The sequence below is a fragment of the Micromonospora globbae genome, from assembly GCF_003610785.1.
Classification (GTDB): Bacteria; Actinomycetota; Actinomycetes; order Mycobacteriales; family Micromonosporaceae; genus Micromonospora; species Micromonospora globbae.
This window is the reverse complement of sequence record NZ_RAQQ01000006.1, coordinates 32,537-45,504: the sequence shown is the minus strand read 5'-3', so window position 1 is coordinate 45,504 and position 12,968 is coordinate 32,537. Positions and strand designations below refer to the sequence as shown.

Below are 12,968 nucleotides of genomic sequence, written 5' to 3'. Positions count from 1 at the left end.
AGCTTCGCTCATGCCCGACCACGCCACCGACACCCCACCCCGAAGAGCCCGCATCCGCACGGGCACGGCCGCCCTCGCGGCGGCCGCCCTCACCGCGACCTCGCTCACGGTCGTCGCGCTGACCGGCACCGCCACCCCGGCCCAGGCGGCCGGGCTCTCCCCGTTCGACATCCCGGGGCGCGGCGCCACCGTCCCGTTCGTCGAGCACGAGGCCGAGGAGGCCGCGCACACCGGCACGAGGATCGGCCCGGACCGGCGCTACGGCACGCTGCCGTCCGAGGCGTCCGGCCGCGAGGCCGTCACGCTCGACGCGGTCGGCGAGTACGTCGAGTTCACGCTGACCGCACCCGCGAACGCGGTCACGTTCCGGTACAGCATCCCGGACAACGCCGCCGGCACGGGCCGGGACGCGAGCATCGACCTGCGCGCCAACGGCGCCCTCGTGAAGTCCGTTCCCGTGACGTCCCGGTATGGCTGGTACTACGGCGGCTACCCGTTCAACAACAACCCGGGCGACGTCAACCCGCACCACTTCTACGACGAGACCCGGACCATGTTCGGCACCACCTACCCGGCCGGCACGAAGATCCGCCTCCAGGTCTCCTCGACCGCCCAGTCACCCAGCTTCACCATCGACCTGGCCGACTTCGAGCTGGTCGGGCCGGAGATCCCGAAGCCCGCCGGCGCGCTCGACGTGGTCGCCGACTTCGGCGCCGACCCGACGGGCGCCACCGACTCGACCGCCAAGTTCCAGGCCGCCGTGGACGCCGGAAGGGCGCAGGGGCGGACCGTGTGGATCCCGCGGGGCACGTTCACCCTCTGGGACCACGTGGTGGTCGACGGGGTGACCCTGCGCGGCGCCGGGCCGTGGTACTCGGTGCTCGGCGGTCGCCACCCCACCGACCGCAAACGTGCCGCCGGCATCTACGGCAAGTACGTCCCGGGCGGCGGCTACGGCGGCGAGATCCGCCCGCACGAGGCCGGTGGCCCGAGCCGCAACGTGACCCTGCGCGACTTCGCGATCATCGGTGACATCCGGGAACGCGTCGACGAGCACCAGGTCAACGCGATCGGCGGGGCCATGTCCGACTCGGTGGTCGACAACGTCTGGCTCCAGCACACCAAGGTCGGCGCCTGGATGGACGGGCCGATGAACAACTTCACGATCCGCAACAGCCGGATCCTGGACCAGACCGCCGACGGGGTGAACTTCCACTGGGGAGTCACGAACTCCACGGTGACCAACACGTTCGTCCGCAACACGGGCGACGACGCGCTGGCCATGTGGGCGCAGAACGTGCCGAACGTCAACAACTCGTTCACCTTCAACACGATCGGCGTGACGATCCTCGCCAACCACCTGGTCACGTACGGCGGGCGGGACATCAGGATCACCGACAACGTGACCGCCGACTCGGTCACCAACGGCGGCGGCATCCACGTGGCCAACCGCTACCCGGGGGTGAACGGCCCGACCGCCGTCTCCGGGACGATCACCGTCGCCCGGAACACGCTGATCCGCAACGGCAACTCCGACTACAACTGGCGGTTCGGCGTGGGCGCGATCTGGTTCTCCGCGCTCAACGAACCGATCCAGAACGCGACGATCGCGGTCACCGACACCGACATCCTCGACAGCTCGTACGCGGCCCTGCACTGGATCGAGGGCGCCACCAGCGGGATCAGCTTCAGCAACGTCCGCATCGACGGCGCCGGGACGTACGCCCTGCAGGTGCAGGCACCCAGCCAGGTCTCGTTCACGAACGTGCGGGCCACCGGCATCGCGCAGGCCAACCCGATCCACAACTGCGTGGGCAGCGGCTTCCAGATCACCCAGGGCCCCGGCAACTCCGGCTGGTACACGCCCACGCCGTACTGCGGCCCCTGGCCCGAGCCGCAGTGGGGCGGCGGTCCCACCGACCCGCCGCCCACCGATCCGCCGCCGACCGACCCGCCACCCGCGGGCGGCAACCTGGCCCTCGGCCGGCCCGTCACCGCCACCAGCTCCACGCAGACCTACGTGGCGGCCAACGCCGTGGACGGCAACACCGCCAGCTACTGGGAGAGCGCGAACAACGCCTTCCCCCAGTCGCTGACCGTCGACCTGGGCGCGGTGCGCGCCGTCGACCGGGTGGTGCTGAAGCTGCCGCCGCCGGCGGCCTGGCAGACGCGTACGCAGACGCTGGCCGTGCTCGGTTCGACAGACGGGTCGTCGTTCGGCACGCTGAAGGGGTCGGCCGGTTACACGTTCGATCCGGCGTCCGGCAACAGTGTGACGATCGCCCTGCCCGCCGGTGACCGGCGGTTCGTGCGGCTGACGTTCACCGGCAACACCGGCTGGCCGGCCGGCCAGCTCGCCGAGTTCGAGGTGCACGGCGATGGCACCCCGCCCACCACGCCACCGCCCACCACCCCGCCGCCCAGCGGAAACCTGGCGGCCGGGCGGCCGGTCTCGGCGACCAGCCACACCGACGTGTACGTGCCCGCGAACACCGTTGACGGCAACCCGAACACCTACTGGGAGAGCGCCAACAACGCCTTTCCCCAGTCGGTGACCGTCGACCTGGGCAGCGCCCGCCCGGTGTCCCGGCTCGTGCTGAAGCTCCCGCCCGCGGCGGCCTGGCAGACGCGTACGCAGACGCTGGCCGTGCACGGTTCCACAGACGGGTCGTCGTTCGGCACGCTGAAGGGGTCGGCCGGTTACACGTTCGATCCGGCGTCCGGCAACAGCGTGACGATCGCCCTGCCCGCCGGTGACCGGCGGTTCGTCCGGCTGACGTTCACCGGCAACACCGGCTGGCCCGCCGGCCAGCTCGCCGAGTTCGAGGTCCACGCCACCTGACGTGCGCCGGTGGGGCCCTGCCGCCGATCGGGGCCCCACCGGCGCGCCCGCAACACCCCCGCACCACCACCGCACACGCCTCTCCACGTCCCCCGGGAAGAAGGTGTCCGCAACCATGTCCAGATTCCGCACCCGACTCATCGCGGTGCTCACCGCGGTCGGCCTGGCCGTCACCGCGGCTCCGGCGCCGCCGGCCGCCGCCGCGGGCGGCCCGAACCTCGCCGCCGGGCGCAGCACCTCCGCCAGCAGCGCCAACGGACCGTACGTCGCCGCCAACCTCACCGACGGCAACCAGGGCAGCTACTGGGAGAGCAGCGGCGCCCTCCCGCAGTGGGCCCAGGTCGACCTCGGGTCCAGCCAGTCGATCGACCAGGTGACGCTCAAGTTGCCGGGCGGCTGGGAGGCCCGCACCCAGACGCTCTCCGTGCAGGGCAGCGCGGACGGCAGCGGCTTCAGCACCATCGTCTCCTCCGCCGGGCGGTCGTTCAGCCCGGCCAGCGGAAACACCGTGACCCTCAGCTTCCCGGCCACCAGCACCCGGTTCGTGCGGATCGCCGTCACGGCGAACACCGGCTGGCCGGCCGCCCAGCTCGCCGAGCTGGAGGTGTACGGCGCCGCCACCTCCTCGACCAACCTGGCGCTCGGCAAGGCGATGGCCGAGAGCGGGCACGCCGACGTGTACGGCGCCGCCAACGCCAACGACGGCAACGCGGCCACCTACTGGGAGAGCGTCAACAACGCCTTCCCGCAGTGGATCCAGGTCGACCTGGCCGCCACCGTGAACGTCGACCGGCTGGTGCTCAAACTGCCGGCCGGCTGGCCGGCGCGCAGCCAGACGCTGACCGTACAGGGCAGCACCAACGGGTCGACCTTCAACACCCTGGTCGCCTCGGCGGCGTACGCCTTCAACCCGGGCTCCGGCAACACGGTCACCGTGACCGTGCCGACGGCGTCCACCCGGTACGTCCGGCTGCTGTTCACCGCGAACACCGGCTGGCCCGCCGGGCAGCTCTCCGAGCTGGAGGTGTACGGCCCGGCCACCGGCGACACGCAGCCGCCCTCGGCGCCCGGCAACCTCGCCTTCACCGAGCCGGCGCCCGACCAGATCCGGCTCACCTGGACGGCGTCGACCGACAACGTGGGCGTGACCGGCTACGACATCTACGCCAACGGTGTGCTGCGCACCAGCGTCGGCGGCTCGACGCTCACGTACACCGACACCCAGCCGGCCGGCGCCACGGTCACCTACCACGTCCGGGCCCGGGACGCCGCCGGCAACCAGTCGCCGAACAGCAACACGGTCACCCGTACGGGCAACACCGGTGACACGGTGGCACCCACGGCGCCGGGCAACCTGGCGTACACCGAGCCGGCGAGCGGCCAGATCCGGTTGACCTGGACGGCGTCCACCGACAACGTCGGCGTGACCGGCTACGACGTGTACGCCAACGGCTCCCTGCGCGGCAGCGTCAACGGCACGACCCTCACGTACACCGACACCCAGCCGGCGTCGGCCACCGTCTCCTACGTCGTGCGTGCCCGCGACGCGGCGGGGAACGTGTCGGCGAACAGCAACACGGTGACCCGCCCCGGCAGCACGCCGGGCGGCACCAACCTGGCGGTCGGCAAGCCGATCACGGCCTCGTCGGTGGTGCACATCTTCAACGCGGTCAACGCCAACGACGACGACGTCACCACCTACTGGGAGGGCGCGCCGGGGGCGTACCCGAGCACCCTGACCGTCGCACTGGGCGCGAACGCGACCATCAGCTCGCTGGTGGTCAAGCTCAACCCCGACCCGGTCTGGGGGCCGCGTACGCAGACGTTCCAGGTGCTCGGCCGGGAGCAGTCGGCGTCGGGGTTCACGACGCTGGTCGGCTCGGCCACGTACTCGTTCAACCCGGCGAGCGGCAACACCGTGACCATCCCGGTCTCGGCGACCGCCGCCGACGTGCGGCTCCAGTTCACGGCCAACTCCGGCTCGTCCAACGGGCAGGTCGCCGAACTCCAGGTGATCGGCGTGCCGGCGCCGAACCCCGACCTGACCGTCACCGGCATCACCGCGTCACCGGCCACGCCCGTCGAGACCGACGCGATCACGCTGAGCGCCACGGTCCGCAACGCCGGCACGGCGGCCTCGGCCGCCACCGCCGTCGGCCTCTACCTGGGTACGACGAAGGTCGGCACGGCGAACGTCGGTGCGCTGGCCGCCGGGGCGTCCACCACCGTCTCGGCGAACGTCGGGCCGCGCAACGCGGGCAGCTACGAGCTGGTCGCGAAGGTCGACGAGGCGAACACGGTCATCGAGCAGAACGAGGCCAACAACACCTACACCCGCCCGACCCCGCTCACCGTCAGCCCGGTGGCCAGTTCCGACCTGGTCGCGTCCGCGGTCACCTGGTCGCCCGGCACGCCGAGCGCGGGCGCCACGGTGAGCTTCGCGGTGACCATCCGCAACCAGGGCACGATCGCGTCGGCGAGCGGCGCCCACGGCGTCACGCTGACCGTGCTGAACGACTCGGGCGCCGTCGTGCGGACGCTGACCGGCTCGTACAGCGGCACCATCGGCGCGGGCGCGACGGCCGGCCCGGTCGACCTCGGCACCTGGACGGCGGCCAACGGCCGGTACACCGTGCGGGTGGTGCTCGCCGACGACGCCAACGAGTTGCCGGTGAAGCGGCAGAACAACACGAGCGAGCGGGCGCTCTTCGTCGGTCGCGGTGCGAACCTGCCGTACGACATGTACGAGGCGGAGGACGGCTCGGTCGGCGGCGGCGCGCAGGTGGTCGGGCCGAACCGGACCATCGGCGACCTGGCCGGCGAGGCGTCCGGCCGCCGGGCGGTGACCCTCAACACGACCGGCGCGTACGTCGAGTGGACCACCAAGGCGCCCGCCAACGCCCTGGTGACCCGCTTCTCCATCCCGGACGCGCCGGGCGGCGGCGGGATCACCTCGACGCTGAACATCTACGTCAACGGTGTCCTGCACAAGCCGATCAGCCTGACCTCGAAGCACATCTGGCTGTACGGCGCCGAGGCCGGACCGAGCGACTCGCCGAGCGCCGGCCCGCCCCGGCACATCTACGACGAGGCGAACGTCCTGCTGGACTCGACCATCCCGGCGGGCAGCCGGATCCGGCTCCAGAAGGACCCGGCGAACAGCACCACGTACGCCATCGACTTCGTCAACCTGGAGCAGGTGGCGCCGCGCGCCAACCCGGACCCGGCCCGGTACAAGGTGCCGAACGGCTTCAGCCACTCCGACGTGCAGAACGCGCTGGACGCCGTCCGGATGGACACCACGGGCACCCTCGTCGGCGTCTACCTGCCGGCCGGCACGTATGAGACCTCCCAGAAGTTCCAGGTCTACGGCAAGCCGGTCAAGGTGGTCGGCGCGGGCATGTGGTACACCCGCTTCCAGACGCCGACGGGGCAGCAGAACACCGACGCCGGCTTCCGCGTGGAGCCCTCGGCCAGCGGGTCGTCCTTCGAGCACCTCGCCTTCTTCGGCAACTACACCAACCGGATCGACGGGCCGGGCAAGGTCTGGGGTGAGCTGAAGGACGTGGACAACCTGACCCTCGACAACGTCTGGGTCGAGCACACGGTCTGCGCGTACTGGGGTGTCAGCGTGAGCGGCCTCAAGATCACGAACAGCCGCTTCCGGAACACGTTCGCCGACGCGGTGAACATGACCAACGGCAGCACGGGCAACCTGGTCGCCAACTCGGAGGGGCGCTCCAACGGCGACGACGCGTTCGCGCTCTTCTCCGCCACGGACCAGGGCGCGTCCACCGGCAACCACGGGAACGTCTTCGAGAACCTGACCGCAACGCTGACCTGGCGGGCGGCCGGCATCGCGGTGTACGGCGGCTACGACAACGTGTTCCGCAACCTCTACATCGCGGACCAGTTGACGTACTCCGGCATCACGATCAGCTCGCTGGACTTCGGCTACCCGTTCATCGGGTTCGGGGCCAGCCCGCCCACCCGGTTCGAGAACATCTCCCTGATCCGGTCGGGCGGCCACTTCTGGGGAGCGCAGACCTTCCCCGCGATCTGGATCTTCTCGGCGTCGAAGGAGTTCCGCGGCATCCGGGTGTCCGACGTGGACATCGTGGACCCGACGTACTCCGGGATCATGTTCCAGACCAAGTACACCGGCAGCCAGCCGGAGAACCCGGTCACCGACACCGTCTTCACCAACGTCTCGATCTCCGGGGCGCGGCGCAGCGGTGACGCCTTCGACCACAAGTCGGGCTTCGGCATCTGGGTCAACGAGATGCCCGAGCAGGGCCAGGGCCCGGCGGTCGGCTCCGCGACCTTCAACAACCTCCGCCTGACCGACAACGACGTCGACATCAGGAACACGACCTCGACGTTCACCATCATCCGCAACTGACCACCCCGACCGCGGGGCGCCGCCGGGAGGACCCACCCTCCCGGCGGCGTCCCCGCTTCATCCGCACCCGCGCGGCCGCTGTGGGGCTGCTGACGACAGCCCTGGCCGAGGTCCGGGTCAGGTGGCCGGTGCGCCGTGCCGGCCGGCCCCGGCGGCGAACCGGGCAGCCCCGGCCGCCGCGTCCGTGGCCAGCGACTCCATCCCGTACGCCAGCTCGGCCGCCATCGCCTCCGGCTCGGGCAGCCCGGCGCCCGCGAGCACCGCGGCCCGGTCGTTGCGCAGGCAGGTCTGCGGGAACCGGGCCAGCTCCGCGGCCAGCTCCTCGGCCGCCGCCCGCGCCGTTCCCGGCGCGACCAGGCGGTTGACCAGCCCCATGGCGTACGCCTCCTCGGCGGACACCGGGCGGCCCGTGAGGATCAGGTCCATGGCCCGGCTCTCGCCGATGAGGCGGGGCAGCCGTACCGTGCCGCCGTCGACGAGCGGCACCCCCCAGCGCCGGCAGAACACCCCGAGCACCGCGTCGGACTCGGCCACCCGCAGGTCGCACCAGAGCGCCAGCTCCAGGCCACCGGCGACGGCGTGACCGGAGATCGCCGCGATCACCGGCTTGCCGAGGGCCATCCGCGTCGGGCCCATCGGCCCGTCCCCGTCCGGCTCGACCCGGTTGCCGCGCGGTGTGCCGATCGCCTTCAGGTCGGCGCCCGCGCAGAACGTGCCGCCGGCACCCCAGAGCACGGCCACCGACGCGTCGGAGTCGGCGTCGAAGGCGCGGAACGCGTCCGCGAGCGCCCGCGCGGTCGGCCCGTCGACGGCGTTGCGCGCCTCCGGTCGGTCCAGGATCACGGTGGTCACCGGCCCGTCGCGTTCGACCCGTACGCCCATCGGCACAGCATGCCCGGCGCGCGGCCGGCGTACCAGGCCCGACTTGGGCGGTTTGCCGTCGTCTCTGGCGGGAAGTGGGTAGCCGTGCGAGCACTCCTGACGAAGATCGAGCAGAACACCCGGCTGGACGGGGTGGGTGACCGGTTGCAGCGCGCCGTCCAGGCGACCCTGCGACCGCAGTGGCTGCGGGACCTGTTGCACGGCGTCCCGCTGGGCCATCCGCTGCATCCGGCGATGGTGCAGGTGCCGGTGGGTTCGTGGATCAGCGCGGCGATCCTCGACCTGATGCCCGGTCAGCGCCGGGCGGCCACCACGCTGACCGCGGTCGGCACCGTGAGCGCCGTGCCGGCGGCCGTGGCCGGCCTCAACGACTGGGCGGCGCTCGCCCCCGACCAGCGGCGGGTCGGCCTGGTCCACGCCGCGGCCAACAGCATCGGCCTGGCGTGCTACGCCGGTTCGCTGGCGGCTCGCTTCTCCGGCCGGCACAGCCTCGGGCGGATGCTCAGCTTCGCGGGCCTCGGCGCCGCGAGCATGGGCGCCTACATCGGCGGGCACCTCGCGTACAAGCAGGGCGCGCAGGTCAACCAGAGCATCTCCGAGATGCACCTCATCAGCCAGGGGTGGCACCCGCTCGGCGACATGGCGAGCCTGCCGCAACGGCAGCTGATCACCCGGGAGATCGACGACGTGTCGGTCATCCTCTACCGGCACGGTGACGACGTCACCGTGATGCTGGAGCGCTGCCCGCACCAGAGCGGCCCGCTCGGCCAGGGCGAGGTGCAGGAGATCGACGGGCACGCCTGCGTGGTCTGCCCCTGGCACGGCAGCACGTTCCGGCTCAACGGTGGCGAGGTCGTGCACGGCCCGTCCGGCAACGACCAGCAGGTCCTGCCGACGCGGATCCGCGACGGCGTGCTGGAGGCCCGGCTGCCCTGACAGCTCAGGGCCGGTCCTTCCGGTGCCGCCCGGCTGGCAGCTCGCCCGTCGCGCGTGCGTGGGCGCCCGCCTGCCCGCTCGGCAGCGCCCGGCCGGCTCTGCGGCCCGCGACGGCATCCGCCCGGTCGGCGCCCCGAGCGGTCGACGCCCCGGCGGCGCCCCGAGCGGCCCTCGCCCCGGCGGTGCCCCGACCGGTTCGCGCGCCGCTGGTGGCCGGGCGGCGGCGCAGCCCGAGTACCGCGCCCACCTGGGCGCCGACGATGCTCGCCACGGCGAGCACGGCCGAGATCGCCAGGGGGCGGTTCAACCGGTCCGGCTCGGTGGCCCGGGCCGCGCCCACGGTCATCGCCGGCGACCCGGCCTCGGACGACCCGGTGCCCGTCCGGTGCCCACCCGGCTGGCCGGACACCACCTCCGCCTGCCGGCCGCCATCGCCCACCCCGGCTCGCTCGCCGGCGCCCGGCGACGGTGCCGCCTCCCGGTCACCGTGTGCCGGGGCCACCCGCTCGGGAACGGGACGGGCGACGAGACGGCCCGTGGCGTGCGGCCGTACGCCCTGGTCGGTCGCGCGTTCCGGGAGCCTGATCAACTGACCCGGGCGGATCCGGTCCGGATCGGCCAGCCGGTTGAGCCGGGCCAGCTCGCGGTAGTCGGCGAACTCGTCCAGGTAGCGCTCGGCCACCGCGCCGAGGTAGTCGCCCTTCGCGACCCGGTAGACGGGTGCGCCCCCGGCCGGCGCGTCCCGCGTGATCGGGCTCGCGACCGTGGCCGGACCGGACGAAGCCGCCCGCGCGACGGCGGCCGGCCCGGCGTACGCCTGGGTGCCGGTGACCGCGGTCGGCCCGGCGTACGCCTGGGTGCCGGTGACCGCGGTCGGCCCGGCGTACGCCTGGGTGCCGGTGACCGCGGCGGCGCTGGCGGCGGCCGGCGCGGCGGCGACGATCAGCGCGACCGAGCCGACCAGCGCGGCGGCGGCCCGCTGCTGGCGGCTCATGCCGGGCAGCCGGGGCGCCGGGCGGCGCAGCGCCTGGGCGCCGAGTTCGACGAGCACCGAGAGGGTGAACGTGGCCCAGCCGAACCAGCCGGCCACCGCCAGCGCCCGCAGGAACAGCTGCCCGTCGTCGCGGCTGGTCAGCGTGGCGCCGACCTCGGCGAGCGACGGTACGTGGTCGGGGAGCGGGTTGCCGGCGAAGGCGAGCAGCGCCACGGGCGCGCCCACCACCACCGCGCAGAGCACGACGAGCGCGCCGAGCCCGGTGAGGACGCGCCCGGTGCGGCGTACGGCCGAACGAACCATGCTGCCTCCCTACGGTTCCCCGGTGAGGGCCCGCGCGGTGGCCTCACCGGTCACGGTGACGGTGTCGCCGAAGCCGAAGAGGCCGAGCATCGACCGCCGGTACGTGACCTCGACCCGGACCCTGACCAGCGTCTCGCCCCCGACGACGGGGAAGCTGACTGTGTGGCGGCGGACGCCGCCGGCGGCGGCGAGGTAGTCGGCCACGGCGGCGCGTGCCTGCCGTTCGTCGATGCGCTTCGGCCCGCCGGCGATCGCGGTGGCCCGGTCGATCGCCTGCCCGCCGGTGCGGGCGGCCTCGGCGGCGAGGTTGTCGGCGCGTTGCAGGCTCCGCAACTGGCCGGCGCCGTCGTACGAGAGCCCGATGAGCGCGAGTACCCCGACCATCGCCACGGCGAGGAAGATGCTCACCCGTCCCGCGTCCCGATTCATCCTCGGCTCCGGTAGCGGTCCAGCGGCGAGGTGAAGCTCGCCGCGACCCGGTTGCCCGCCGGCATCCCGGGCAGCACGGAGAGGTGGATGTCCTCGAAGGACACGGTGCAGCTGACCTGGACGGTGACCGTCGCCTCCTGCCCCGCGCGGCTGCGGAAGGCCGCCGCGAAGCTCGTCGTCCGGCCTCCGACCGAGCCGCTGAAGGTGAGTTCGGGCGGCTCGGTGCAGGCCAGGCCGCGCCAGCCGAGCTGCCGGACGGCCGCGGCGCGGGCCGCCGCGCGGGCCGTGGAGGCGTCCCGGGAGATCGAGGCGGCGCGGGCCGCGTCGTGCGCTGCCGCGTCGATCGCCTCGGCCGCCACCGCCGTACGCCCGGTGGCCCCGGCCAGCACGATCAGCGCGATGAACGCCGGGGCGAGCACCGCCACCTCGATGGAGACGGAGCCCCGTCCGCCGTCGCGGGTCACGGCGTGGTCCACCGTTCCACCGTCCCGTGCGCGGTCTGCGTCACCGGGAATCTCACCAGGGGGATCACCGAGAGGGACCGGCCCCGCACCGTGCAGGTCACCTCGGTGGCGGTGGTCTCGCACACCGGCCCCGGCCGGTCCCATCCCACGAGCCAGTCACCGGAGGCGCGGAGGAACCGGGTGGCGCGCTGCGGCCCCGCGTCCGCGGGGGCCTGGTACACCCGCTGCGCGTTGACCGCGCTCTGCGCGGCGTTCAGCGCGGTCGACCGGGCCACGAACCAGACGGCGACCTGCACCGACGCGAAGAGCAGCACCAGGATCACGGGCATCACCACCGCCAGTTCGACGGGGTTGGCGCCCCGGTCCGCACCGCCGGCCACCAGCCGCCGCGCGACGGGAGCGGCCAGGCGGCGGGCCGCGAGGGGAGCGGCTCGGCGGCGAGCCGCGACGCGGGAGGCGTCCCGCTCCGCGCGCCGGCCGCCGTGGGCGCGGGGGCCCGTCCCGCGTACGGCGACGGCCGGGTGGGTGCGCCGGACGGCGCGTGCCGCCCGGCGCACCCGGCCGGAAGCGACTCGGTGCATGGCCCTTACTTCGGGTCCTGGTGCTTCGGGATGTTGTCCATCCAGTCGTTGGCGCTGGCCAGGGCCGCCGCGGTGACCGCCATGGCGACCGCCACGAGACCAAAGATGATCACCGCGGTCGGCACCGGGCTGTCGCCGCGCTCGCCGTGGCGGCGCAGTTCGGCCAGGCGCGCGGTCAGCGCGGCGTGCAGGTAGGTGATGAGCGGCATGGCGTACTCCTTCTCGGTGCGGGGTCAGAGGCGGGCGATGAACGGGTAGATGGCGAAGCCGAGCAGGACGAAGACGAGCAGGGCGCCCGGGATGTCGAGGCGGCTGGTCACCCCCTCGGCGCGGGCCAGGTTGTCGGTCCGGATCTGGTCGCGCAGCGAGTCGGCCCGGCTGCGCAGGGTCTCGTGCACCTGCGCTCCCTCGCTGCCGGAGGAGCGCATGATCGCCCCCACGTCGCCCAGCTCGGGGATGCCGATCCGGTCGGCGAGGTCCCGCAGCTCGTCCCAGGGCGAGTGCATCTGCATCTGGGCGATCCGCAGCGCCTCGGCGATCCGGTCGAACACCCAGCCCTCGCAGACCGCCGCGGCCCGCTCCAGCGACTGCACCGGGCCGTGCGCGGCGGAGAGCTGCAACGCCACCAGGTCCAGGTAGGTGCAGACCGCCTGGCGGAACTCGTCCCGTGCCTTGGCGGCCCGGCTGAGCACCGCGCGGTGCGCGAGCAGCGCGGCCACCAGGGCCAGGCCGAGGCTGCCCAGCACCGGCACGGCCAGCGGCAGGTGGATGCCGAGCAGGAAGCCGGCCACGCCGATCAGGGTGGGCGCGGCCAGCCCGATGAGCGCGGAGAGCAGCACCGACAGGGCGTACTGCTCGGGCGTCTGGTCGATGAGCGCGAGCTGCCGGTGCGGCGGCCGCAGCCACCGCGAGAAGCCGCTGAGCCACTCCAGCCTCCGGCTGGCCGGTGCCCCGAGCGTCCCGCCGGCCGGCTGGTGCAGCCGGCGCAGCGCCGGGCCGAGCGCGGGCGCCGCCGGCACCAGCTCGCGGACCACGAGGAACAGGCCGAGCCCGACGGCCGCGCCGGCGCCGACGGCGATGGCCAACGGCCAGTCGGGGTACGCGCCGAAGGGGCTCACGGTGCCAGTCCTTCGTT

The 12,968-nt window shown here is 73.4% G+C and carries 10 protein-coding genes; 3 read left to right on the top strand and 7 right to left on the bottom strand.

The annotated features are described in order from the left end of the window. The first annotated feature begins 10 nt into the window (after positions 1-10). On the top strand, positions 11-2,842 hold the full coding sequence (locus tag D7I43_RS09815; protein WP_120328130.1) for a discoidin domain-containing protein: 2,832 nt from the start codon (positions 11-13) through the stop codon (positions 2,840-2,842). A gap of 115 nt (positions 2,843-2,957) precedes the next feature. Continuing rightward, positions 2,958-7,244 carry a discoidin domain-containing protein gene (locus D7I43_RS09810; protein ID WP_120328129.1) on the top strand — a complete coding sequence of 1,429 codons (4,287 nt, stop codon included), beginning with the start codon at positions 2,958-2,960 and terminating at the stop codon, positions 7,242-7,244. Between the two features lie 117 nt (positions 7,245-7,361). Here the strand turns inward: D7I43_RS09810 and D7I43_RS09805 are convergent, their stop codons facing one another. Beyond that, the gene (locus D7I43_RS09805) at positions 7,362-8,126 is read right to left on the bottom strand and encodes a crotonase/enoyl-CoA hydratase family protein (RefSeq protein WP_120328128.1); all 765 of its coding nucleotides are present in this window, start codon (positions 8,124-8,126) and stop codon (positions 7,362-7,364) included. An 84-nt stretch (positions 8,127-8,210) separates the two neighbouring features. Between D7I43_RS09805 and D7I43_RS09800 the strand changes: the two genes are divergently transcribed. After that, positions 8,211-9,062 carry a Rieske (2Fe-2S) protein gene (locus D7I43_RS09800; protein WP_120328127.1) on the top strand — a complete coding sequence of 284 codons (852 nt, stop codon included), beginning with the start codon at positions 8,211-8,213 and terminating at the stop codon, positions 9,060-9,062. Between the two features lie 4 nt (positions 9,063-9,066). Here the strand turns inward: D7I43_RS09800 and D7I43_RS09795 are convergent, their stop codons facing one another. From D7I43_RS09795 to D7I43_RS09770, 6 genes are all read right to left on the bottom strand, one after another. Beyond that, the gene (locus tag D7I43_RS09795) at positions 9,067-10,359 is read right to left on the bottom strand and encodes a LysM peptidoglycan-binding domain-containing protein (RefSeq protein WP_120328126.1); all 1,293 of its coding nucleotides are present in this window, start codon (positions 10,357-10,359) and stop codon (positions 9,067-9,069) included. A gap of 9 nt (positions 10,360-10,368) precedes the next feature. After that, positions 10,369-10,788, bottom strand: a complete 420-nt coding sequence (locus D7I43_RS09790) for a hypothetical protein (RefSeq protein ID WP_120328125.1) — start codon at positions 10,786-10,788, stop codon at positions 10,369-10,371. Further along, complete coding sequence (locus D7I43_RS09785; RefSeq protein ID WP_120328124.1) at positions 10,785-11,264, bottom strand: TadE/TadG family type IV pilus assembly protein; 480 nt, start codon at positions 11,262-11,264, stop codon at positions 10,785-10,787. The genes D7I43_RS09790 and D7I43_RS09785 overlap by 4 nt, the downstream gene beginning before the upstream one ends. After that, on the bottom strand, positions 11,249-11,659 hold the full coding sequence (locus tag D7I43_RS09780) for a TadE family protein (protein WP_240032910.1): 411 nt from the start codon (positions 11,657-11,659) through the stop codon (positions 11,249-11,251). Before D7I43_RS09780 ends, D7I43_RS09785 begins: the two co-directional genes overlap by 16 nt. A gap of 179 nt (positions 11,660-11,838) precedes the next feature. After that, positions 11,839-12,042 carry a hypothetical protein gene (locus tag D7I43_RS09775; RefSeq protein WP_120328122.1) on the bottom strand — a complete coding sequence of 68 codons (204 nt, stop codon included), beginning with the start codon at positions 12,040-12,042 and terminating at the stop codon, positions 11,839-11,841. A gap of 24 nt (positions 12,043-12,066) precedes the next feature. Next, positions 12,067-12,951, bottom strand: a complete 885-nt coding sequence (locus tag D7I43_RS09770) for a type II secretion system F family protein (RefSeq protein WP_120328121.1) — start codon at positions 12,949-12,951, stop codon at positions 12,067-12,069. Positions 12,952-12,968: the final 17 nt, after the last annotated feature.